This is a genomic window from Janthinobacterium sp. 75 (assembly GCF_004365495.1).
Taxonomy (GTDB): Bacteria; Pseudomonadota; Gammaproteobacteria; order Burkholderiales; family Burkholderiaceae_D; genus Janthinobacterium.
Map to the genome: position 1 here is coordinate 4,824,059 of NZ_SORD01000001.1, position 24,165 is coordinate 4,848,223.

Genomic DNA, 24,165 nt, shown 5'->3' on the forward strand with positions numbered 1-24,165 from the left:
CTGCATTATGCTTCCTCCGTGTCGCCGGTCTGCGCCGGCATCGATAGCGTCACTTCAAACGTCGCACCGCGCCGCGCCCAGTGCACGCCCGCCTCATGCCCATAGGCGCTGGCCAGGCGCTGGCGCACATTCTCCAGCCCCATGCCCTTGCCGCGGGCAGGTCCTTGATCCGCATCAACAGCATTGCGCACGGCAATCTGCAGCAGGCTGCCCGCGCGACGTACCTCGATCTCGATCAATCCGCCCTCCGTCAAGCCACAGATACCATGCTTGACGGCATTTTCCACCAGTGGCTGTATCAGCATGGGCGGCAGCAAGCACGCCAGCGCGGCGGTGTCGACGCTTTCCGACACTTGCAAGCGTTCGCCAAAACGCACCTGTTCGATGGCAAGGAAATGGCGGATCAGTACCAGTTCCTGCTCCAAGGTAATGTGCTTGTGCGCCTCCAAGCTCAGGCTCTGGCGAAAGAAACTGGCCAGCTGCACCGTCATCTGGCGCGCTCCCGCCGCATTGATAGACGTCAAGGCGCTGATGGAGTTCAAGCTGTTGAACAGGAAATGCGGGTCGATCTGCGTGCGCAGCATGCGCAATTGCGCTTCCTGCGCCATCAGCTGCGCTTCCAGGCCCCGCTGCTCGGCCATCCTGGCGCGTACGAATTCCAGCAGCAGATAATGCACGGCGACAGCGAGGCAATACAGCAGCAAGCCCAGGCCGAAAAACAGGGCCAGCAGCGATTGCGTCAGGTTCACGCCCAGCCAGCGCAGTTCCAGCAACAGGCTGACGCTGTTCAGAAATTGCAGCAAGGTGGCCCACAACAAGCCGGCGAACAGGGCCGCTACGCCCATCACGCCGGCAATGGCGAGCGGATGGCCCGCGTGCAAGGGGTAGGCGCGGCACAGGTAAAACGCGGAAAAACCGGATCCTATCGCATACACGAGCGTGGCGGGCACCACCAGCAGGACGGCGTTGAGCCTGGGCGCATGGGCCACCCTGGCCAGCACGAACGCCAAGGCCAGGCCCAGCGCCAGGCAAACCACCACCACGGCCACGGCGCCGCGCCGCTTCGACAAGGTCCCGGACATGCGCGCCTAGTTGCGAATTTCCAGGCCGCCCATGATGGCGTAGCCCGTCACGTACAAACGCTTGTTCTGGTTCGGCGGCACGATGGTCTTTTCTTCGAAACCGCCGAGGATGGGCGTGCCCTGCAGCACCACGCTCCAGTCAGGCGGAATCTTGATGGTGACGCCGCCGCACAGGGCGAACACGTTGAGCACGGCTTCGCCTTCGATCGAGGCCTGGCGCAAGTCGATTTCGCAGCCGGCCATGATGACATTGATATCGCCGCCCCTGAAGCGCCGGGACGACACGCGCCGCACATAGCCGCCCAGGATGGCCGTCACTTCGATGATGCTGTCATCGTCCGCCTGCCCGCTGGCGCCGGGCGCTGCCGCTGCGGCGTCCTTGTCCAGCGACACGGCGCCATTGCGGGCCTGGCCGAAAGAGTCAGGCGCTGCCGTGCTGTCCTGCTGCGCGGCAAAGCGCCGGCGCCGCTGGCGCTGTTGCGCGCCGGGCAAGGACTTCGACACGACGGCCACCCCCAGGCCGATGATGAGCAAGGGCCACAACAAGTCCCAGTTCATGTAGAAAATGCCCATGTGCTTGAGGGTCCATACCACACCCAGCAGCACCAGCATGCCGCCCAGCAAATAGCCGTTCGCACTGCGGCTTTGCGACAGTTTCAGCAAGCCAAACACGATCAGCACCGTGGGCCAGAAGCGGAAGGTGTAGCGCACATTGATGAAGCCGAGGTTATCGAGCAGGAACAACAAGCCCAGGCCGATGACAATGACGCCCAGCACGATCTGCGATGGCGAGTGCAGCGGCGGTTTATTTTTCATGCTCGGACTCCCGGTAGGCAATAAAATGTTTGTTCAACAGCGGTTCCAGCACGAGGCCCACACCCCAGGCGATCAGCAAGGCTGGCCAGCTATTGTAGAAATTCAAATTCCACAGTTCTTCGTACGACACATACCACCAGGCAGCGAAAAAGATCAGCCACAGGCCACTCAGTACCTGCTTCGCGGACACGGGCGTGAGCAGTTTGTTCAGGCCGAAGACGACCAGTATCAGCGGCCAATAATGCCATAGTGCATAGTAATCGTGGAGATAGATCACATCGAGCCGGTCCAGCAGGATGATGGCGCCGATGGCGATCAGCAGCACGCCCCACAGCAGCTGGGTACGGCGGCAATAAGCTGGTTCAGATTTCACGGTCACCCCTGGTAGTTGGTTGATCGTAAAGATACGCGGATTTCGGGCGCGCGAAAACACCGCTTCGGCGAATGGCGGACAGATGGCGGTGAATGGCGCAGCGGCAGGAACGAGAGGCAAAAAAAGACCGGCTGGCGCCGGCCTTGAAGGGGTTCGCAGTACACACCGCGACCTGGAGTTACAGTGAACAGCCGCGTGGCGCCAACGCGCCAACAGCGGAAATCTGGTGCCGATCCTTGAGGCGACCGGCTGACCTGCTGGAAGATCGAACATGCCGCCAACTTCACGGCAGTGCGTCTCAACCAAGCAAAGCCATCATACTCCTGATCGCCACAAAGCACCGTTCGCTAGCGCACACAGATGGCGTTTTGCTGAGCTGCATCAAGCGGCGATGGCATGCGGCGGCTGCAGCATGTCGTTCTCGATCCACTCCAGTACGGTCGGTCCCTGCGGCTGCCAGCCCAGCACGGTGCGTGCCCGTGCACCGCGCACGCGGCTGTTGGAACCAAGGCCGTAGGAAGCCATCTCGTAGCCCCATTCGGCAATCGCCTCGGGCAGTGGCCAATCCTGCGCAGGCCCCAGGTCCAGTGCCTTGGCGATGGCGGCCGTCATGTCGCGGAAGGCCGCTTCGCCCGACTCGACAAAGTAAAACGTACCGGCGGGCGACTTTTCCAGCGCCAGCAGATACAGGCTGACGACGTCGTCGATATGCACGTTGGACCAGATGTTGCGGCCCGGCCCCACGTGGCGCACGATGCCGCCCTTGCGCGCCTGCTTGAGCAAACGGGGCAACTGCACGCTGTCGCGCGGCAAGGCGCCATGGCCGTAGATCAGGGTATTGCACAGCACGCTGGCACGGATACCCTGACTGGCGCTGGCCAATACCAGGTCGTCGATGGCGACCCGGGCCGCCTTGTCGGCCGCAGGCGCGGGCAGCTTGTCTTCATCATAAATCTGCTTGGTACCCTCGCCGCCCGAAGCGTCGCCGACGATGGACGAGCCGCTCGTGTGCAGGAACACTTTGTTCGTGCCGGCCAGTGCGTCGAGGATGGCTTCGACGGCGCCCCGGTGGTCGCTGCTGGCCGCATTGATGACGGCATCCGCCGCCTTCGCCTGCTCGATGAGCAATTCGCGGTCGTTCAGTGTGCCGACGACGCCGTGCACGCCCAGGGTGGCCAACTCGGCCAGCTGTTCCGGTTTGCGCACGAGGCCCGTGACCTGATGGCCGGCGCGCACGAGGCCCGCCGCGATGGAACTGCCGATGAAGCCAGCTGCGCCCGTCAAAAATACTCGCATCATTACTCCTTTGTTGGTTTAGATTGCAATCAATCACACCAACAAAGTATGCGCCGTTTCCCCTTTCGCAAAAAGCAGCTGTCCAGCAAAAGATCTATGACTTGGACGCAACAATCTTCTGTTTGAGCTGCAGGGCGGCAATGTAACGGCTCCGGTAGCCGGGGTCTTGCGGCGTGATTAAGGTGAGCCTGTCGCGCGCGCGCGTGGCGGCCACATAAAAACGGTTTTCCTCTTCCAGCGGGTCAGTCTTGCTGCGCGGGAATTCATCGACGGCAAGGTAAGGCAAGATGACGTGGTTGTATTCGAGGCCCTTGATCTGGTCGATGCAGGCGATCACCAGCCTGGCCTTGCCGCTGGTCACGGCAACGGCCTCCTCCATCTCGCCCAGCCAGCCGGCAAAGCCGCCCAGCGACACGCCCGCTTCGCTGCACACGGCAATGAAGCCATGCAGGGAACGGGCGACGACCCGCGCCTGCGCCGGATCGACATAGATGCGGCGCGCCGTCTGTTCCAGCTGCATCAGGCCAAAGATGTGCTGCAGGGCGTCGCCCGCCAAAGCGTCGGGTGGCAGCGCGCGCAGGTAATCGACGGCGGCCAGGGTCAGGGCCGCCTTGTCCTGGTTGTGCGACTTGGCCAGCTGGTTCGTCAGGAAGCCTTCCAGCAAGTCCGGGTAATTGGCCACGTCGGCCTTGGCTTGCTGTAACTCCGTGCGGGTAAACGGGATTTCCGCAAAGGCCACCAGGGCTTCGAGAATTTCGCCGCGGCGCGGGCCGCTCTTGATCGCGTGCAAGTCCTTGCGGGCGATGGCGACCATGCCGCGCAGCATCAGCACTTCCAGGCTCAGCAGATAGCTGTTCATGTCCACCAGGCCATACGCAATGCCGCTCTGGAACAGCGCCGTTTCCACGCGGATAGCCTGGTCGCGGTCACGCAGCAAAATGGCCGTCGTGCCCGCATGCGCGTGTTCGAGCGCGGCGATCAGCTGGGCGCTGCACGCTTGCGGCTGCGCATGATCGTACTCGAGCACGTCGATGTGGGTGGCGCGCGAAAGGGCCGACACGCTGGCCTTGTTCTTCAGCACGCCCACGGCCTGCGCCAGCTGCGTGCCATAGCGGTAGGATGCCGTCAGCGGCAGGCGCTGCAAGGCAGGAAACTCCTGCTCGAAGCGCTGGCGCAGGAAGCGGTGGTCGGCGCCCGACCAGGTGTAAATCACTTGATCCTTGTCACCGGCGCCGCAGAAAAAGGCGTTGCCGCGGCGTATCAGCATGGTCAGCAGGCGGAACGACGCTTCGTTCAGATCGTGCAATTCATCGGCCACGATGATCTGGAAGGCCGGCAATTGCTGGCGCAGCGGCTCGTCGCCGTCGAGCATGCGCACCAGATCGTAGGTGGCGTCGAACGGTGCGCGGAACTGGATATCACCCGTGTCGGCGCCGCGCAAGCCTTCGTATTCGCGCAGCCACAGATAATGCGTGCGCGACATGCCCAGCAGCTCCAGATTGTCATCCAGGGAATTGCTCTCGAAGTCAGGATTTTGAAAATCCAGGCGGGCCTTGGTGCGCAATTGCAGTTTCAAAAACTCGGCAATCGCCCCATTGGTCGTATTGATTTCCAGCGGATAACGGTGGGCGTACTTTTCCGACACGACTTCCAGTGCTTCCCAGGCCACGGGACGCAGCTCTTCATCGCTGCGCATGAACGCCACCTGCATGTTTTCCAGCTGCAGCAACACCTTGGCGGCAAAAGCGTCGAAGGTGTCGATGCTCAGGCGCTTGACGACGCCCAGCGGCACGCCCACTTCCAGCAGGCGCTGGCGCAGGGCCACGCGCGCCGCCTCGGTGAAGACCAGGGCCAGCATGCGTTCGGGCGCGCGCCCCCGGTGCAAGGCCTCGGCCAGGCGCAGGGCCAGAGTCGTCGTCTTGGCCGCGCCGGCATTGGCGTCGATCAAGACCACTTTCTTTTGCGCTGTCTGGACGGCGACCTGCTCCGGCGTGGGCGTGATGCGTTTGGGAATGAACTGCGGGGCGTTATCTGTACTCAAAAGTATTCCTGAAAAGGGTAGCAACTGCAACTGGCTGTCTCGGACTTACAAGGCGCAGGTGCGCAGGCCGGCAAAGATGTCGCCGCGCTCGGGCGCGTGGAAGGCGCGCATGCGGGCCGAATGCAGGCGTGGCGGCGTGGCGAAGGCGGCGCCGCGCAGCACCTGGTGCTGCATGAAATACGGCGCTGAGTATTCGCGCCAGGCATCAGCCGCAAAGCCCGGATACGGTTCGAACGGCGTCGCCGTCCACTCCCACACCTGACCCCAATGAAAGCGCGGATGGCCGGACAGCGCAGCATACTCCCATTCCGCCTCGGTCGCCAGGCGGCGGCCTGCCCAGGCGCAGTACGCTTGCGCTTCATACAGATTGATGTGGCGTACGGCTTCATTCGGCGGCAAGGTCGTGCGCCGGCCGAAACGCATGGTGCGCCACTGCGTCGCTTCGCGCAGCCAGTACAGGGGCGACGAGCGCTCCTGCTGCATCAGCCAGGCGCTGCCGGCCGCGCTCCAGAACTGGCGGTTCTGGTAGCCGCCATCGGCGACGAAATCGGAAAACTGGGCGTTTGATACGGCGCAAGCATCGATGGAAAACGGCGGCACATAGCAGCGATAGGGCGGTGATTCATTGTCGAAGGCAAAACCGGCATCGCGCGGCGAGCCCATTTCAATGCTTCCGCCAGGAAACGCAATCTCCCCCGCCCCGGGCGGCAAGGCCGGGCTGGCAGACAGGGGTTCCGGTGCTTCCAGGCCCAGCCATTGCAAGCCGGCCAGCATTTCCTCGCCGCACAAGTCTTCTTGCGCCAGCGCCAGCCGGTACGGCGCCAGGGCACTGTCGACGTTGGGTTCACGCGACAGCTTGTCCAACACCCTGTCGAGCACTTCGTGGCAATACGTTTTCACGGCGCCCGGGCTGGGCAGTTCCAGCTTCCAGCGCGCACGGTGCTCCACCATATTGGCGTCGAACAAATCGTCGCCGCGCGTCAGCAGGGAATTGTAGATGGCGTCGGCCGGATGGCTGGAAGCGGCTTCGCGCAAGATGAACCACTCGGCGAACCAGGCGATATGCGCGAGTTGCCACAAGGGCGGATTGAGGCGCGGATGGCGGGGCAGGCCCGCCACCACGTCCAGCCCGGCATTGACATAACAGTCGAACAGGGAAAGAGTGTCCTGGCGCGCAGCCTGCAGCGACTGGGCCAGTTGCTGCGCGCCGGCGTGGCGAAAAGAGGTGTTGATTAAAGTCATGACCTGATTGTAACGACTTATGCCAACAATGCACCAGCAGCCAGGGGGAAACAGGGGCGACTGTCGCCCCCTGCGAACTACTTGACCAGCAATTCGCCCTGCAGCGGCGTGACGACGGACTTGGGCATGCTGACGATGAAGCTGCTGCCCTTGTCAACCACGGACTGGATGGCCAAAGTCCCCCCGTGGCGCAGCAGCACATGCTTGACGATGGCCAGACCCAGGCCCGTGCCTTGGGTTTCGCGCGAGCGGCTCTTGTCGACGCGGTAGAAACGTTCCGTCAGGCGCGAAATATGTTCCTGGCTGATGCCGATGCCCGTGTCTTGCGCGATGAATTGCGGTCCTGCCGTGCCATCTTGCCAGCGAAGCATGATGCTGCCGCCTGCCGGCGTATAGCGCACGGCGTTCGAGGCCAGGTTGCCGAAGGCGCTATACAGCTCGTCGTAGCTGCCCAGCACATCGGGGCCATTGCATTCCATCGTCACTTCATGCTTGCCGGCCGACAAGCCCTTGGCGTCGCGCAAGACTTGCTGCATGAGTTTCTTGACATCCACGGGCTCGGGACGCAGCGGATAGTCGACCGATTCCAGGCGCGACAGGGTCAGCATGTCCTCGATCAAATGCTGCATGCGGTGGCCCTGCTCCGTCATCAGCTTGAGGTGGGCGGCGCGCGTGGTGGCATCGAGGTCCAGCTCGGCGGAAGCGATTTCCAGGAAACCCACGATGACCGTCAGCGGCGTGCGCAGTTCGTGCGAGGCGTTGGCGATGAAGTCGCGGCGCATCATTTCGATGCGCTCCGTCTCCGTCACATCGTGGGTGACGAGGATCTGGCGGCGGTTTTCAAACGGAATGATCTGCACGATCAGCTTGCGGTTGCGGAAGGTGATCGTCAGCGGCTGGTCGTAGCGGCCCAGGATGATGTAATCCATGAACTCGGGGCTGCGGATCAGGTTGGTGACGCGCATGCCCTTGTCGCGCTCGTGCGTCAGGCCCAGATGCTTCTCTGCGGCGGGATTGCACCATTCGAGGAACAGCACGTCGTCCATGATGACGACGCCATCGGGCAACAGGTGCATGGCCTGCCGGAAGCGCGCCAGCCATTCCGTCAGCTCGGCCTGGTTTTTCTCGTCGTCGCGGCGCATGCGGTACAGGCGCGCGAAGATGCTGGTCCAGGCGCCCCAGCCGTCGGGCAACTTGGCGCTTTGCGGATTGTCCAGCCAGTTACTCAGCTGGAACAGATACGACAGCTGCACGAACACCATCATGGCCATCAGCACGAAGGCGATGCCCAGCGCATACGTGGCGCCAAACAGATACCAGACGACGGTCACGCCCAGCAGCGCCAGCACCATGCGCAAGGCGGCCGGTACCCAGAACAGCAATTTCGGATTCATAAGAGACAGGCTTTACTTTTCAGACAACATGTAGCCGACGCTGCGCACGGTCTTGATCAGGCTTTCCGCCTCTTTCAAGGCTTTGCGCAAGCGCAATACGTGGACATCAACCGTGCGTTCCTCGATCACCACATGGTCGCCCCACACCTTGTCGAGCAACTGGCTGCGCGAAAACACGCGCTCCGGATGGGCCAGCAGGAATTTCAGCAGTTTGTATTCGGCATGGCCGATATCGATCTTCTGTTCATCCATCATCACGGTGCAGCTGACAGGGTCCAAGGCCACGTTGCCGGCGCGCATGGGCGCCTGCGCGTGTTCCGGACTCTTGCGTCGCAGCAAAGCCTTGGCGCGCGCCAGCAGTTCGCGCGGCGAGAACGGCTTGGTGACGTAATCGTCGGCCCCGCTGTTCAGGCCGGCCAGCTTGTCTTCTTCCATGCTCTTGGCGGTGAGCATGATGACGGGGATGGCGGCGAAATTGCGGTCGGCGCGGATGCGCGACAGCAGGCGCAAGCCCGTCTGGTCCGGCAGCATCCAGTCCAGCAAGATCAGGTGCGGCGTGCGGTGCTGGATGAATTCCCAGGCATCGGCAACGTTTTGTACGGAACAGCAATTCCAGCCGGATTCGCGCAGCGAATAAGTCACCAATTCAACGATGGCCGGCTCATCTTCAACAATCAATACCGTGGTTTTATCAGATGCCATAAAGCTTACTCAGGGAGCTCCTCGGAAATGGCGGGAGCAGCCACCTTGGTGTGGCGGATGTCCTTGCCTTCAACCACGTAAATCACGTATTCGGCGATGTTTTTCGCATGGTCGCCGATGCGTTCGATGGCCTTGGCCACCCACAGGGTATCGAGCGCCGCCGAAATCGTGCGCGGGTCTTCCATCATAAAGGTAATCAAGTTGCGCATGATAGACCGAAACTCATGGTCAATGATGGCATCTTGTGCAATTAATTGTAAGGCCTGCTTGCCATCGTTGCGTGCGAATGCATCGAGCGCGTCGTGCAGCATGTCGGTGGCCGTGTTGGCAATGCCGCGCACCATCTCGTAATGGTTGACGACGCCGTTGCCGCGCTTGTGCAGATTCTTCGCCACGCGGGCGATTTTGGTCGCCTCGTCGCCTACGCGCTCGAGGTCGGTAATCACCTTGATGGTGGCCATGATGGTGCGCAAATCGTTGGCGGCCGGCTGGCGGCGCACGATCAAATGGCTGCAAGCGTCGTCCAGCGAGACTTCCAGCTGGTTGACGACGTCGTCCTCCCGCATCACGCGGTCGGCGCGTTCCGGATTGCCGATGCGAAAGCACGTCATCGCGTCGAGGAACTGGGTTTCAACGATGCCGCCCATCAGGAGCACTTTCGAGCGGATCGCTTCGAGTTCGTTGTCGTATTGCTTGGATGAATGTTCGCCTAACATGCTGTCTCTCCGTATTCAGTTGTCTTGTATGTCGTTATTCTGGGCAGATCAGCCGAAGCGGCCCGTGATGTAATCCTGCGTTTCCTTGCGGGCCGGATTCATGAAAATCTGGTCCGTTTCGCCGAATTCCACCAGTTCGCCCAGATACATATAGGCCGTGTAATCGGAGCAGCGCGCCGCCTGCTGCATATTGTGCGTCACGATGGCGATCGTGTAATCCTGTTTCAGTTCGCTGATCAGCTCTTCCACCTTCGACGTCGAAATCGGGTCCAGCGCCGAGGTCGGCTCATCGAGCAGCAACACGTCCGGCTTCACGGCCACGCCGCGCGCGATGCACAAACGCTGCTGCTGGCCGCCAGACAGCGACAGGCCGCTCTTGTTCAGCTTATCCTTGACCTCGCCCCACAGCGCCGCTTTTTTCAGGGCCCACTCGACGCGCTCGTCCATCTCGCCCTTCGACAGGTCTTCATACAGGCGCACGCCGAAGGCAATGTTGTCATACACGGACATGGGGAACGGCGTGGGCTTCTGGAACACCATGCCGACCTTGGCGCGCAGCATGTTGACGTCCTGGTCGGCGTCGAGCACGTTGCGGCCGCGGTACAGGATGGAACCTTCCGCGCGCTGGCCCGGGTACAGGTCGTACATGCGGTTCAGGGTGCGCAGCAGGGTCGATTTGCCGCAACCGGACGGGCCGATGAAAGCGGTAACCTTCTTCTCGTGAATGTCCAGGTTGACGTTATGCAAGCTTTGCGTTTTGCCGTAAAAGAAGTTCAGGCCCGAAATTTCGATGGTTTTTTTCTTTGGTGCCAGGTCTTGTGCTGGATTCATTTGCGTATTCATGTGGGTTCGCTTCGCTCGATATCTGTTTAATTAGGGACTTTTTGGCTGAACACGGTGCGCGACAGGATATTCAAGGCCAGCACGCTGAAGGTGATCAGCAGTGCGCCACCCCAGGCCAGCGAGCGCCAGTTGTCGTACGGGCTCATCGCAAACGATGCGATGACGGACGGCAAGTTGGCCATCGGCGCATTCATGTTAAAGCTTTGGAACTGGTTATTCAGGGCCGTGAACAGCAGCGGCGCCGTTTCGCCGGCGATGCGGGCCAATGCCAGCAGTACGCCGGTGATCACGCCAGCCTTGACGGCGCGCAAGCGCACCAGGGTGGCGACCTTCCAGCGCGGCGCACCGAGGGCAAACGCGGCTTCCAGCAGGCTGTTCGGCACCAGGCGCAACATATTGTCCGTCGTGCGCACCACCACCGGCACGGCGATCAGCGACAGCGCGATGGCGCCCGCGTAACCGGAGAAGTGCTTGACATGCGCCACGTACAGCGCATACACGAACAGGCCGATGACGATCGATGGCGCCGACAGCATGATGTCCGTCACAAAACGCGTCACTTGCGCCAGCCTGTTTTCTTCGCCGTATTCGGCCAGGTAGATGCCGGCCAGGATGCCGATCGGGGTGCTGACGACGGTAGCCAGGCCCACCATCAGGGCGCTGCCGACGATGGCATTGATCAGGCCGCCGCCTTCGCTGCCGGGGGCCGGCGTCGTTTGCGTGAACAGGTCGATCGACAAGGCACCGAAACCCTTGATCACCAGCGTGAACAAAATCCATACCAGCACGGCCAGGCCCAGGGCCATGGCCGCCACTGACAGGGCGATGCCGATGCGGTGCATCAGCAGGCGCTTGCGGTAGACGGGATTCATGGCCGGCTTGGCCGGAACGTCGAGGGTGCTCACTTGGCTCATTTCGTGCCTTCCTTGCGGGACATGCCAGCCAGCATCAGCTTGGCGGCGGATAAGACGATAAAGGTGATGACAAACAGGATCAGGGCCAGCGAGAACAGCGAGGACACGTGCAGCGCCGATTGCGCTTCGCCAAATTCATTGGCCAGCAAGGAGGTGATGCTGTTACCGGCGGCAAACAGCGACCACGACAGCTTGTTGGCGTTGCCGATGACGAAGGTCACCGCCATGGTTTCACCGAGTGCGCGGCCCAGGCCCAGCATGACGCCGCCGACGACGCCGGTCTTGGTGTAAGGCAAGACGATCTTGCGCACCACTTCCCAGCGTGTGCAGCCCAGGCCGTATGCGGACTCCTTCAGCACGGCAGGGACGATTTCAAACACGTCGCGCATCACCGAGGCGATGAAAGGGATGATCATGATGGCCAGCACCAGACCTGCCGTCAGCAAGCCGATGCCCATCATGGGGCCGCTGAACAGCTGGCCGATGATGGGCACGTTGCCCAGCGTGGCCTTCAGTATAGGCTGGACGTGGTCGGCAAACAGGGGCGCGAAGACAAACAGACCCCAGATGCCGTAGATGATCGATGGCACGCCGGCCAGCAGCTCGACAGCAGTGCCCAGCGGGCGACGCAGCCAGGCCGGGCAGATTTCCGTGAGGAACAGCGCGATGCCGAAGCTGACGGGAAAAGCGATCAGCAGGGCGATGACGGACGTCACCAGGGTGCCGATGATGGGGATCAGGGCGCCGTACTGGTCATTGACGGGGTCCCATTCTGCCGACACGATGAAATGCAGGCCGAAGGTCTTGAAGGCCGGTATCGATTCCATGATCAGCGAAATGATGATGCCGACCAGGACGATCAGCACCGACAGGGCGAACAGCATCGTCACCTTGTGGAACAGGAAATCCTGGATGCGCTGCTTGCGCATGGTGGAAAGCATTTGCGCGTGACTGATGGAGTCGGTCATGGTGCCGCCTGGCATGGGGATCGTGGAGGAGGTTGATTGTGCGCTCATATTGTGCCAGATGTGGGTGGTACTGCCGGTATTGCTTGTTTTGAACTCATGTTTTATTTTTAGCCAGGATCGCCTGCAAGGGCTTGCGGGCGGTCCTGGCTAACTCCCTGCCCCGCCGTGCTGCTGGCGGGGACAAGGATCGGTACTTATTTGGTCAAGCTATCGAATTAATAGATCGCTTTGCCCGATGCATCTTTCAGATTGGCTTTCCACGATTCCTGCACCAGTTTCACGACCGATGCTGGCATAGGCACGTAGTCCAGTTCAACAGCAGCTGCGCCGCCGTTCTTGTAGGCCCAGTCGAAGAATTTCAGGACTTCTTTTGCCTTGGCTGCGTCAGGCTGGACTTTGTGCATCAGGATGAACGACACGCCCGTGATAGGCCAGCTGTTCTTGCCAGCCTGGTCGGTCAGGACCACGCCGAAGCCTGGGGTTTGCGTCCAAGGTGCCGAAGCGGCTGCCGCCTTGAAGTTGTCGTCGTCAGGCTGCAGGAAGTTGCCGTCCTTGTTTTGCAGCTGGGTGTGCGACATATTGTTTTTCTTGGCGTAAGCCCACTCGACGTAACCGATCGAACCCTTGATACGCTGTACGTTAGCGGCAACGCCTTCGTTACCCTTGCCGCCCACGCCCACGGCCCATTTCACAGCCGAGCCAGCGCCGATTTTCGATTTGAATTCCGGGTTGGTTTTCGACAGGAAGTCGGTGAACAGGAAAGAGGTACCCGAACCGTCGGCGCGGTGCACCACGGTGATTTCCGTGTCTGGCAGCTTGACGCCCGTGTTCAGTGCGGCGATCTCAGGAGCACTCCACTTGGTGATCTTGCCCAGGTAAATGTCGGCAACGACCTTGCCCGTCATTTTCAGCTGGCCTGGCTTCACGCCGTCCAGGTTGACGATGGTGACCACGCCGCCCATGATGGCAGGGAACTGCATCAGGCCTGCTTCTTCCAGCTCTTCTGCCTTCAAAGGCATGTCCGAGGCGCCGAATTCAACAGTCTTGGCCTTGATTTGCTTGATGCCAGCGCCGGAACCTACGGACTGGTAGTTCAGGCCGTTGCCGGTGTTGGCTTTGTAAGTCTCAGCCCATTTGGCGTAGATAGGGTATGGGAAGGTAGCACCAGCACCTGTCATATCTGCCGCCATGACGGAAGCGGAAGAAAATGCCATCGCTGCCGAAGCACCCACGACGATAAATTTGAACATTTGCTTCATTTGCATATCAAGTCCTCAGGGTTGTTAGGGCTCAAAGTCCCGGTTGAATGCTGCGCAGTCTAGCAAGCGAATATGACAGCTTTATGACATGCGCAAAATTTCATGAAATATTTGCCTACGCCCCGGGGAACGCCATTTCCGGCACGAAAAATGACAGAATGGGCGACGCTTTATGACAGCTTATGTCACGCTTACGTCATATTTCATGATTACACTCACAGCGCGTCATACATGATGAAATACGGCTAGAATTAACTATCTGCAAAGACAAAAGAATATGAAACCTGAACTGCACACGGAAGTGACCAAATCGGGCATCTTGCTTGACCGCGAACTGTCGCAACTGACTTTCAACCGGCGCGTGATGGCCCAGGCGGAAGACCCGAACATTCCACTGCTCGAGCGCCTGCGCTACCTGTGCATCGTCAGCAGTAACATGGATGAGTTCTTCGAGGTGCGCGTGGCCAGCTTGCTGGCGGCCGGCAGCATCGGCGGTTCACTGGCGGGCCACCCTGTCCTGGCGGCCAATCTGGAACGCATCGGCAAGGAATGCCATGCGCTGGTGGAACGCCAGTACGAGATATTAAATAGCGACGTCTTGCCAGCCCTGCGCGAAGCGGGCGTGCATTTGCTGCGCGACAGCGACCGCAACGAGGCGCAGCGCGCGTGGGTGAAGCAGTATTTTGACCGCGAAGTGCGCCCCCTGCTCACACCTATCGGCCTGGACCCGGCCCACCCTTTCCCGCAAGTGGTGAATAAAAGCCTCAATTTCATCGTTTCGCTGAGCGGCAAGGATGCCTTCGGGCGCGGCACGGCGATCGCCATCGTCAAGGCGCCCCGTGTCTTGCCGCGCGTCATCAAGCTGCCGGACGAGATATCCGGTGATGGCGTGTCCTTCTGTTTATTGTCCTCCGTCATCCATGCACACATCTCGGACCTGTTCGCCGGACGCGAAGTGATTGCCTATTCGCAATTCCGGGTCACGCGCGACAGCGACCTGTGGGTGGACGAAGACGAAGTCAAGAATCTGCGCCAGGCCCTGAAGGGCGAACTGGTGGGACGCCAGTTCGGCACCTCCGTGCGCCTGGAAGTGGCGCGCAATTGTCCACCGGAGTTGTCACAATTCCTGCTCGACCAGTTCAGCCTTGATCAAAGCCGTCTATACCGCGTCAATGGCCCCGTGAACCTGGTGCGCCTGTCGGAGATGATCGACCACGTCAAGCAAGCCGAGCTGCGCTTCCCGCCCTTCTTCCCGGGCCTGGCGCATAAAGCCATCGGCAGCGACATCTTTGCCGCGCTCAACAAGCATGACATCCTGCTGCACCATCCCTACCAGTCGTTCCAGACAGTCATCGATTTCATCCGCAGCGCCGCCTACGATCCGTCCGTTGTGGCCATCAAGCAGACGATCTACCGCACGGGCATGAATTCGGACTTGATGGAGTCACTCATTGCGGCCGCGAAGATGGGCAAGGAAGTGACAGTCATCGTGGAATTGATGGCGCGTTTCGACGAAGAAGCCAATATCAACTGGGCCGACAAGCTGGAACAGGCGGGCGCGCAAGTCGTGTACGGCGTGGTGGGCCTGAAAACCCACGCCAAGGTGGCGCTCGTCATCCGCCGCGAAGAAGGCGCGCTGCGCTTCTACGCTCACTTGGGCACCGGCAACTATCACCCCACCACCACCAAGTTGTATACGGATTTTGGCTTGCTGACGGCCAACCAGGACCTGGCCGTGGAAGTGAACGAAGTCTTCATCCACCTGACCAGCCTGACCAAGCCGCACAACCTGAACCATTTGTGGCTGGCGCCGTTCGGCCTCCAGAGCGAAATCATCAAGGCCATCCGCAACGAGGCGAAGATCGCCCGCTCCGGCCGGCGCGGGCGCATCATCGTGAAAGTCAACGCGCTGGTCGATGAATCCGTGATCCGCGCCCTGTATGCGGCGTCGACCGATGGCGTGAAGATCGACCTGATCGTGCGCGGCGCCTGCACCCTGAAACCGGGCGTGCCTGGCCTGTCGGAAAACATCAAGGTGCGCTCCGTGATCGGCCGCTTCCTCGAACACAGCCGCATTTATTACTTCCGCAACGACCTGGCGCACGATGTCTACCTGGCAAGCGCCGACTGGATGAGCCGCAACCTGTTCCGCCGCGTGGAAGTGGCCTTCCCCGTGCTGGACCGGGCGCTGAAGCGGCGTGTGATCGCCGAGGGCCTGAATCCGTATTTGAAGGATAATACGAATGCATGGGAACTGGAGCCGACAGGCCACTATGCGCGCCGCAAGCCACGCGGCAAGCAAACGCCATTCAGCGCCCAGCAGTATCTGATGCATACACTGGGCACGCCGGGCGCGGAGGTCGGCGAATAGGCATTTCTACACAGAGGAGCACAGCATGGATCTCATCTTGTGGCGACACGCAGAAGCCGAGCCGGGCCTGCCCGACCTCGAACGCGCCCTGACCGTCAAAGGTCAGAAACAGGCGCGCCGCATGGGCGAATGGCTGGCCTCGCAACTACCGGAAAATTGCCGCATCCTCGTCAGCCCCGCCCTGCGCACCTTGCAAACGGCGGAAGCGCTGGGGCGCAAGTTCAAGCTGATGCCGGAACTGGCGCCAGGTGCCGAGGCGGAAGACATTCTGAAGGCTGCCAACTGGCCCGGCGGCAAGGAAACCGTGCTCATCGTCGGCCACCAGCCCACCCTGGGCCAGGCCGCCGCCCTGCTGCTGACGGGCGAGGAGCAGGAATGGGAGATGCGCAAGGCCAGCGCCTGGTGGTTCTCGCAGCGAGAATTGGGCGACCCGATCAGCGTCTACTTGAAAGCTGTGATGGCGCATGACCTGGTGGTGAAATAAGGGGGCGGTGAAACAGCTTAATGCACAAAAAGTGCGCTGGGACAAATACTAGTAGGAATTGCAACTCGGCAGCCTTGCAAAGCGCTGCCGATCTGCTAGAGTTTAATTGCATCAACGACGTGTTGGAGCAATGCTCTGGCACCTTGAGCAACCCAGCGGACAGCCGTCCAACGGCGGCTGAAAGACCATGTTAACCTTCCTCGTTTTTCTCTTCATCGCCATCTTCGCCGCCATCATCGGCTTCGTCGCCTTTGAACTGATCGAAGAAATGCGCGGCAGCCACCACAAGCTGATGGACCGCTACCACGAGTAGTGTTCACCTCGGCAATATCGCATGGCGCCAGTGACGGCCTACAGGCCCGTCCCTCGCGCCATCCTTGTATTTACACTCCCGTTTTGAACTTCGTATAGATGCGCGTCATCAATCGGCGGATATCGGCCGTGGTCGCTTCCGGTGCGGCCATGCGCTGCTTGTCGGTGTCCGACAGGAAGATGGCCTTGTTCTCGCCGATGTCCTTGCGTACATACTTGATGCTGGCCGGATTCGGATTCGCGTAAAACACCTTGTTGCTCAGGCTGGCATGCACTTGCGGGCGCAGGATGTAGTTGATGAACAGGTGCGCATTGTTCGGATGGGGCGCGTCGGCGGGGATGGCCATGGTGTCGAACATCAGGGCGGCCGTCTTCGGCACCAGTACCTGGATCACATTGCCGTTTTTCGCATCGATGGCACGCTGGCGCGCGATATTGATATCGCCCGACCAGCCCAGCGCGACGCAGACGGAGCCGTTGGCCATGTCATTGATGTAGCCAGACGAGCTGAACAGGGTCACGTAGGGGCGGATCGCTTGCAGCACCTTGCCCGCTTCCTGGTAGTCGCCAGCCGTTTTCGAGTAGGCGGGCTTGCCCAGGTATTGCAGGGCAGCCGGCAGCACTTCCGATGGCGAGTCGAGGAAGGAGACGCCGCACGATTTCAGCTTCGACGCGTATTTCGGGTCGAAAACCAGGTCCCAGGCATTGTCGGGCATGGGCATGGCGCCCAGCGCGGCCTTGACCTTGTTGACGTTGATGCCCACCGTCGTATAGCCCCAAAGCCAGTCGACCAGGTAATCGTTGTTCGGGTCGATCTTCGCCAGCTTCGCCTGCAAGTTCTGGTCCAGGTTGCCCAGGTTCGTCAGCTTGCTCTTGTCGAGCTTACGCAGCAGGCCCGCGTCGATCTGCAGGCGCGCCCACTGGGCCGTGGGTACGACGATGTCGTAGCCGGACTTGCCCGCCACCAGTTTCGCGTTGAGGATTTCGTTGTTATCGAAAACGTCGTAGCGTACCTTGATGCCCGTTTCCTTTTCAAAATTCTTGATCGTATCGTCGCCAATATAGTCCGACCAGTTATAGATGTTCAGCACTTTCTCTTCCTGGGCCTGAGCTTGGGCAGGCAAAGCCAGCACGGCTGCCGCCAAGGTCAATCCCGCTCCAATGCGCCGTCCTGCTTGCCATGTGTTTGCCATCGTGTCGCCTCCAGAAGTATCAGAAAATAGTGACGATGATAGCAAGAAGGGCGCGATCAGGTCTACCCTGATCGCGCCCTGCTTTAGATTATGCCGATGTTAGCTCGCGCCAACACCCCACAGCGCAAAACTGGGGTCAGACCCGACGGGGGAATTTGCCCCAATGGGGCAAATTCCAATCCCGCAGGGACTGACCGGCCAGATTACACCTTGTCCAGCCCCACTTGCGCACCCGAAAACACCAGGTTGCCGTTCTGGGCATCGATGCGGATTTCGTCTTTCGGGCCAAACTTGCCTTCCAGGATCAGCTTCGACAGCGGATTTTCGATCTGCTGCTGGATCGCCCGCTTCAAAGGACGCGCTCCATACACCGGATCGTAGCCCGCTTCAGCGATTTGCTGCAGTGCCGCGTCCGTCAAGCTCAGTTGCATGTCCATGCGCGCCAGGCGTTCTTCGAGGATCTTCAGCTGGATCTTTGCGATCGCGCCGATGTTTTTCTCGTCGAGGCCATGGAACACCACGATTTCGTCGATACGGTTGACGAATTCGGGACGGAAGTGCGAGCGTACCTCGGCCATCACGGCCAGCTTCACGACACCGGGATCATCGCTTTCCATGGCCTGTATCTTGTGCGAGCCCAGGTTCGAGGTCATGATGATGACGGTATTCTTGAAGTCCACCGTGCGGCCCTGGCCGTCCGTCATGCGCCCATCGTCGAGCACTTGCAGCAACACGTTGAAGACGTCGGCATGCGCCTTTTCCACTTCGTCGAGCAAAATCACGCTATACGGCTTGCGGCGCACGGCTTCCGTCAGGTAGCCGCCCTCGTCGTAGCCCACATAGCCGGGCGGTGCGCCGATCAAACGGGCCACGGAATGCTTCTCCATGAACTCGCTCATGTCGATGCGTATCATCGATTCTTCCGTATCGAACAGGAAGGTCGCCAACGCCTTGCTCAGCTCGGTCTTGCCCACGCCCGTCGGCCCCAGGAACATGAAGGAACCATAGGGACGGTTCGGATCGCTCAAGCCCGCGCGCGAGCGGCGGATAGCATCAGCCACGGCCGTGATCGCTTCATCCTGGCCCACGACACGCTCATGCAGCTTTTCTTCGATATGCAGCAGCTTGTCGCGCTCGCCCTGCATCATGCGCGATACGGGAATACCCGTCGCACGCGACACTACTTCGGCGATTTCCTCGGCGCCCACTTCGGTGCGCAGCAATTTTGGCTGGTCGGGATCGCGTTTCGGGATGCCGCTGTCAGCCTGCTTGAGCTGGGCCTCCAGTTGCGGCAACTTGCCGTATTGCAATTCCGATACTTTCTGCCAGTTGCTTTCACGCGTGGCCTGCTCCATCTGCAGCTTGACGTTCTCGATCTCTTCCTTGATGTGCGTGCTGCCTTGCACCACGGCTTTTTCCGCCTTCAGGATTTCCTCGAAGTCGTTGTATTCGCGCTGCAGCTTGACGATCTCTTCCTCGATCAAGGCCAGGCGGCGCAACGATGCCTCGTCCTTTTCCTTCTTGACGGCTTCGCGCTCGATCTTGAGCTGGATCAGGCGGCGTTCCAGCTTGTCCATCACTTCCGGCTTCGAGTCGATCTCGATCTTGATCTTCGCCGCCGCTTCATCGATCAGGTCGATCGCCTTGTCGGGCAGGAAACGGTCCGTGATGTAGCGGTGCGACAACTCGGCGGCGGCGATGATGGCCGCGTCCGTGATTTCCACCTTGTGGTGCAGCGCGTATTTATCCTGCAAGCCGCGCAGGATGGCGATGGTCGCTTCCACGGTCGGCTCGTCGACCAGCACTTTCTGGAAGCGGCGTTCCAGCGCGGCATCCTTCTCGATGTACTTGCGGTACTCGTCGAGGGTGGTCGCGCCCACGCAATGGAGCTCCCCGCGCGCCAGCGCCGGTTTCAGCATATTGCCGGCATCCATCGCACCTTCGGCCTTGCCCGCACCCACCATGGTGTGCATCTCGTCGATGAAGACGATGGTTTGCCCTTCATCCATGGCCAGTTCCTTCAGCACGGATTTCAGGCGTTCCTCGAATTCGCCGCGGAATTTCGCGCCGGCAAGCAGGGCGGCCATGTCCAGCGAGAGTACGCGCTTGCCCTTCAGCGATTCCGGCACTTCGCCATTGACGATACGCTGCGCCAGGCCTTCGACGATGGCCGTCTTGCCCACGCCCGGTTCGCCGATCAGCACGGGATTGTTCTTGCTGCGGCGCTGCAGGATCTGGATGGTGCGGCGGATTTCATCGTCACGGCCGATTACAGGGTCGAGCTTGCCTTTGCGCGCCCGCTCCGTCAGGTCCAGGGTGTATTTTTTCAAGGCTTCGCGCTGGCCTTCGGCCTCTTGCGAGTCCACCTTATTGCCGCCGCGCACGGCCTCGATGGCCGATGCCAAGGCCTTGCGGGTCAGGCCGTTTTCGCGCGCCAGCTTGCCGCAGTCGGACTTGTCGTCCGTCATGGCCAGCAAGACCATTTCGCTGGACACAAACTGGTCGCCCGCCTTTTGCGATTCCTTGTCGGCCAGGTTCAACAGGGCCACGAATTCGCGGCTGACCTGCACGTCGCCTCCCGTGCCAGAGACTTTCGGCAGGCGTTCGATCGAGGCGCCCAGGGCCTTGGACAAGCCGCCTACGTTGACGCCGGCTCGCTGCAAGAGCGAGCGGGCACCGCCGTCGTCCTGGTTCAACAGGGCCGTCAGCAGATGGACTGGTTCGATATAGGGGTTGTCGTTGCCCACGGCCAAGCTTTGCGCATCGGCCAGGGCTTCCTGTAATTTGGTAGTGAGTTTGTCTTGTCGCATGAAAAGCGCTCCCGGTTAATTAGTTGTTAACCAAATTGGGGTGAGGCAGTGCTTTTCAAGCATACACAAAGCAGAAAACTGATGCATTCTTGCAAATGCTAACGTGCGCGGCGGATACGCCTCAAATGGCGCTTGCTTTTGCCGTCCATTTGTCCAGCGCCGTCTCGTCACTGTCACGCGCATCGACCCAGCGCGCCCCTTCGGGCGTGTCTTCCTTCTTCCAGAACGGCGCTTCCGTCTTCAGGTAATCGATGATGAACTCGCATGCGGCGAAGGCCTCGCCCCGGTGGGCGGACGAGACGGCCACCAGCACGATCTGTTCCTGCGGCTGCAGGGGCCCTACACGGTGGATCACCAGCGCGCCGGACAGGGGCCAGCGACCCCGTGCCTGCTCGACGATGGCCTCGATCGACTTTTCCGTCATGCCAGGATAGTGCTCGAGCTCCATGGCGGCCACGTCCAGCCCCTCGTTCATGTCGCGCACCGTGCCGACGAAGCCGACGACGGCGCCTACCTTGGGGTTGCCTGCACGCAATTGTGCAATTTCTTGACTGAGGTCAAAATCAGCTTGCTGGACGCGGACGGAAGTGCTCATTTGGCGTGGCCTCCGATGCGGCGCAGCAAGGTTTCGATGCGGCTGGCCGTGCGCGCATCGGTGGCAGCGGCAATCGCGCACAGCTGCATCAGCTGCGATACTTGCGTGAGCGGCTTCTGGCCTGACTTGAGCGACGATTGCAGCACTTCCACCTGCATTTTCAGGCGGTCGCGGGCAAATTCGGCGCCGCTGTCGACGCCGGCGACGATTTCCAGGCGCAGCACTTCATCACGCAGGCGATCCTGGTTAGCCTGCAATTGCTGCACGTAGGCGGCAGCGCCCTCGCCCAGCGCGGCCTGGGCAGCGGCAAAGCGCTGTTGCAGGCTGCGTTCGTACTGGGCGTCGAGTGGCGGCAAGGCGCTCCAGCGCTGAACCCAAGGCGCCGCATCCGCGCCGGCATCACCTTCGGCCAAGGCCGTTTCCAATGCCTGCGTCAGGCGCAGCTTGTCGCGCAAGGCGTTGGCCTGGGCCGCACCGGCGCGCTCGGCGATGGCATCCGCTTGCGCTTGCACGCCGGCAACAGCCGCCTGGTAGCGCTGTTCGATCTTCGCTTCGCTGGCGCGCGGCACGGGGCCGGTGGCGTTCCAGGCGGCACGCGTCTCGCGCAGCAAGTGATGGATGAAGGCGCTGCGGGCCTTGTCGTCACCCTCGGGCACGACGGCCGTTTCCAGGCTGGCGCACAGGGCTACGCGCGCATGCAGGTGTTCGCGGCGTTCATGGTCGGCCGCGTGCGCCGTTTCCTTGCGCTTGGCAAAGATATCATCGCAGGCGGCGCGGAAGCGCTGCCACAGCGCCTGTTCCGCGCGGCGCTCCAGCGGCAGGGCTTTCGCCAGTTCCTGCCATTTATCCTGCAAGGCTTTCAACATGTCGACCGTGTTGCGCTCGGATGGTTTGAGCAAGCCCACTTCGACGATCAATTGTTCGCGGCGCGCCGTCTCGATCTGGCGCTGCGTGTCCAGCGGCTTCGACAAGGCGTCCAGTGCGGCGCCAAATTCCGTATCCAGGCGTTTCTTTTCCTTGCGGTCGATGGTGCCCAGGCGCGTCCACGCCTGACGCAAGCGCTGCGAGGCGGAGGCGACGTGTTTCCAGTCGGTACTTTCTTCGGCTGCCAGGGCCGCCGTTTCCGCGATCAATTCCTGGGCCTTGGCCGCATTGCCGTGGCGCTCTTCGGCCAGTTGCTTGAAATGCTGGGCCGCCGGCGCGTACGCCAGGCTGCAGGCGGCATCGAAACGCTCCCACAGGGATTTTGGCGCGGGGCCGGACAAGGTGTCGAGCGACTTCCAGCGCTCGCGCAGGCTGCCCACTTTCTTGGCCAGCTCGGCCATCGGCAATTCTTGTGCCGGCAATTCCTCGCCCGCCTTGACCAGTTCCTCGCGCGACACGTTGCCGCCCCAGCGTGCCCAGTCGGCCAGGCGCTTGAACTCCCCGCGCACATGGGCCAGGCGATCCGCTTGCGCAGGCGTCAGGCGCCCGTGCTTGCTATCGCGCAAAGTTTTGTCATGCTCGGAAGCCACGTGCAACAAGCCATCCTGCAGCGCCGCTTCCATGGCGTCGAGCGTCTTGAAGAACTGCTCCGTCGCTTCTTTCGACACGGCAGCGAGCTCCTGGCGCGGCTTGCGCGGCGCCGCTTCGGCATGCACTGGCGTGGCTACGACTGCGGCAGTGACGGCAGGCGCAGGGGCGCTGGCCAGCACGGCTGCAAATTGCTGCTGCAGGCTGTCGGACAGCGGCGACTCAGGCAGGCGCGGCAAGGCTTGCCAGGCGCGTTTCAGGGTATCCACATCGAGGGTGGCGGCGTCCTGCGCCTGCCATTCGGCCAGCGCGGCCTGGCGCGCGTCGAACACGGCCTGGTGCTGCTGCAGGGCTTGCAAAGCGGACTGCGCCTGTTCGCGCGCCTGGATAAAATCGCTTTCCAGGTGTTTCGGCAGCGAACCGCATTCGGGCGATTGCGCATGCTGCGCATGTTCCGCATCCAGGCGGGCCAGCGCCTGCGCCAGTTCGTCGGCGGACTGACCATTGCTGGCCAGTGCGCGCGCGGCGGCGACGGCGTCGATCACGGCGCGTTGCAATACCACTTGCGCTTCCAGGCGGGCGGCCAGCGCGGCACGCGCGGCGGCAAAGGCCGCCGCCAGTTCGGGCGTGGCCTTGATGACTTGCCATTGGCGGTCCAGCTCGGCTACCTGATTGGGACTGAGCTTGTCATCGTTCAACAGGCGCTGGGCCGTAGCTATGCTGGCTTGGGCGCGCTGGGTTTCCGCCGCCTGATGGCGGATCAGGTCGATGCGGCCCTGCATCAGCTTGGCGACGCGGCGGTCCGTGTTACGCATGGCCTGGTGGACTTTTTCCAGCAGAGGCAAGGTATGGACGTGTTCAGCCGCGATCAGGCGGGCATCGGCAAATTCGCTGGAAACAATAAAATCGGCGGCAGCGACTTCGTCGCCCGCCACGGCGTGGGCACGCGCAACCTGTTCGGCGCGGCGCGATGCGCTCTGCGCCGTAGCGGCGGCCTGCTCTGCCACGACAGGGTCTGGTGCGGAAGACTTGCTGGCAGAACGCTTGAAAAGAAATTCGAACATGACGGGTTTCGCGTGAATCAAAACCATCATCATAACAAAGCCCGGGGTATTGCATCGGACAGGTCTGTACAAGTTACCAAATGAGTAACACAACATTTCTCCCCAGCTGGCGCCAGCGCAAAATCAGGGGCGCGGAGCTGGCGCAAACGGGCGGACGGGGTGGGCGCTCGCTACCCGT

The 24,165-nt window shown here is 61.2% G+C and carries 20 protein-coding genes; 3 read left to right on the forward strand and 17 right to left on the reverse strand.

Annotated elements, in window-relative coordinates; genetic code table 11:
- Window positions 1-5: 5 nt before the first annotated feature.
- From C8C89_RS21950 to pstS, 13 genes are all read right to left on the reverse strand, one after another.
- The gene (locus tag C8C89_RS21950) at window positions 6-1,082 is read right to left on the reverse strand and encodes a histidine kinase (RefSeq protein ID WP_133992546.1); all 1,077 of its coding nucleotides are present in this window, start codon (window positions 1,080-1,082) and stop codon (window positions 6-8) included.
- A gap of 6 nt (window positions 1,083-1,088) precedes the next feature.
- On the reverse strand, window positions 1,089-1,898 hold the full coding sequence (locus tag C8C89_RS21955; RefSeq protein WP_133992548.1) for a DUF5668 domain-containing protein: 810 nt from the start codon (window positions 1,896-1,898) through the stop codon (window positions 1,089-1,091).
- On the reverse strand, window positions 1,888-2,271 hold the full coding sequence (locus tag C8C89_RS21960; RefSeq protein ID WP_243858168.1) for a DUF5668 domain-containing protein: 384 nt from the start codon (window positions 2,269-2,271) through the stop codon (window positions 1,888-1,890). Before C8C89_RS21960 ends, C8C89_RS21955 begins: the two co-directional genes overlap by 11 nt.
- Before the next feature lie 381 nt (window positions 2,272-2,652).
- Complete coding sequence (locus C8C89_RS21965; protein ID WP_133993606.1) at window positions 2,653-3,567, reverse strand: NAD-dependent epimerase/dehydratase family protein; 915 nt, start codon at window positions 3,565-3,567, stop codon at window positions 2,653-2,655.
- Between the two features lie 94 nt (window positions 3,568-3,661).
- The gene (locus C8C89_RS21970) at window positions 3,662-5,608 is read right to left on the reverse strand and encodes an ATP-dependent helicase (protein ID WP_133992550.1); all 1,947 of its coding nucleotides are present in this window, start codon (window positions 5,606-5,608) and stop codon (window positions 3,662-3,664) included.
- 45 nt (window positions 5,609-5,653) lie between these two features.
- Window positions 5,654-6,850 carry a selenoneine synthase SenA gene (senA, locus tag C8C89_RS21975; RefSeq protein ID WP_243858170.1) on the reverse strand — a complete coding sequence of 399 codons (1,197 nt, stop codon included), beginning with the start codon at window positions 6,848-6,850 and terminating at the stop codon, window positions 5,654-5,656.
- A gap of 77 nt (window positions 6,851-6,927) precedes the next feature.
- A complete protein-coding gene (gene phoR, locus C8C89_RS21980) occupies window positions 6,928-8,244 on the reverse strand; it encodes a phosphate regulon sensor histidine kinase PhoR (protein WP_101480552.1) in 1,317 nt (438 codons plus the stop codon).
- Window positions 8,245-8,256: 12 nt separating this feature from the next.
- A complete protein-coding gene (locus C8C89_RS21985; protein ID WP_034755074.1) occupies window positions 8,257-8,946 on the reverse strand; it encodes a response regulator in 690 nt (229 codons plus the stop codon).
- Between the two features lie 5 nt (window positions 8,947-8,951).
- Window positions 8,952-9,662, reverse strand: a complete 711-nt coding sequence (gene phoU / locus C8C89_RS21990; protein WP_071078202.1) for a phosphate signaling complex protein PhoU — start codon at window positions 9,660-9,662, stop codon at window positions 8,952-8,954.
- Window positions 9,663-9,710: 48 nt separating this feature from the next.
- A complete protein-coding gene (pstB, locus tag C8C89_RS21995) occupies window positions 9,711-10,505 on the reverse strand; it encodes a phosphate ABC transporter ATP-binding protein PstB (RefSeq protein ID WP_071078203.1) in 795 nt (264 codons plus the stop codon).
- A gap of 26 nt (window positions 10,506-10,531) precedes the next feature.
- The gene (pstA, locus tag C8C89_RS22000) at window positions 10,532-11,419 is read right to left on the reverse strand and encodes a phosphate ABC transporter permease PstA (protein ID WP_101480551.1); all 888 of its coding nucleotides are present in this window, start codon (window positions 11,417-11,419) and stop codon (window positions 10,532-10,534) included.
- Complete coding sequence (gene pstC, locus C8C89_RS22005; protein ID WP_243858172.1) at window positions 11,416-12,387, reverse strand: phosphate ABC transporter permease subunit PstC; 972 nt, start codon at window positions 12,385-12,387, stop codon at window positions 11,416-11,418. The genes pstA and pstC overlap by 4 nt, the downstream gene beginning before the upstream one ends.
- A gap of 215 nt (window positions 12,388-12,602) precedes the next feature.
- Window positions 12,603-13,652 carry a phosphate ABC transporter substrate-binding protein PstS gene (gene pstS / locus C8C89_RS22010; protein WP_101480549.1) on the reverse strand — a complete coding sequence of 350 codons (1,050 nt, stop codon included), beginning with the start codon at window positions 13,650-13,652 and terminating at the stop codon, window positions 12,603-12,605.
- Window positions 13,653-13,923: 271 nt separating this feature from the next.
- Between pstS and ppk1 the strand changes: the two genes are divergently transcribed.
- From ppk1 to C8C89_RS27555, 3 genes are all read left to right on the forward strand, one after another.
- The gene (gene ppk1 / locus C8C89_RS22015; protein ID WP_101480548.1) at window positions 13,924-16,017 is read left to right on the forward strand and encodes a polyphosphate kinase 1; all 2,094 of its coding nucleotides are present in this window, start codon (window positions 13,924-13,926) and stop codon (window positions 16,015-16,017) included.
- A 25-nt stretch (window positions 16,018-16,042) separates the two neighbouring features.
- A complete protein-coding gene (sixA, locus tag C8C89_RS22020) occupies window positions 16,043-16,501 on the forward strand; it encodes a phosphohistidine phosphatase SixA (RefSeq protein WP_101480547.1) in 459 nt (152 codons plus the stop codon).
- Between the two features lie 187 nt (window positions 16,502-16,688).
- Entirely contained in the window at window positions 16,689-16,814 is a 126-nt protein-coding gene (locus C8C89_RS27555; RefSeq protein WP_254926692.1) for a hypothetical protein, read from the forward strand.
- 70 nt (window positions 16,815-16,884) lie between these two features.
- On the opposite strand, the gene C8C89_RS22025 is transcribed toward C8C89_RS27555, so the two are convergent.
- From C8C89_RS22025 to C8C89_RS22040, 4 genes are all read right to left on the reverse strand, one after another.
- A complete protein-coding gene (locus C8C89_RS22025; RefSeq protein ID WP_133992554.1) occupies window positions 16,885-18,006 on the reverse strand; it encodes a polyamine ABC transporter substrate-binding protein in 1,122 nt (373 codons plus the stop codon).
- Between the two features lie 203 nt (window positions 18,007-18,209).
- On the reverse strand, window positions 18,210-20,816 hold the full coding sequence (gene clpB, locus C8C89_RS22030) for an ATP-dependent chaperone ClpB (RefSeq protein WP_101480545.1): 2,607 nt from the start codon (window positions 20,814-20,816) through the stop codon (window positions 18,210-18,212).
- 121 nt (window positions 20,817-20,937) lie between these two features.
- The gene (gene moaE / locus C8C89_RS22035; protein ID WP_101480544.1) at window positions 20,938-21,411 is read right to left on the reverse strand and encodes a molybdopterin synthase catalytic subunit MoaE; all 474 of its coding nucleotides are present in this window, start codon (window positions 21,409-21,411) and stop codon (window positions 20,938-20,940) included.
- Complete coding sequence (locus tag C8C89_RS22040; RefSeq protein ID WP_133992556.1) at window positions 21,408-23,987, reverse strand: DUF349 domain-containing protein; 2,580 nt, start codon at window positions 23,985-23,987, stop codon at window positions 21,408-21,410. Before C8C89_RS22040 ends, moaE begins: the two co-directional genes overlap by 4 nt.
- Window positions 23,988-24,165: the final 178 nt, after the last annotated feature.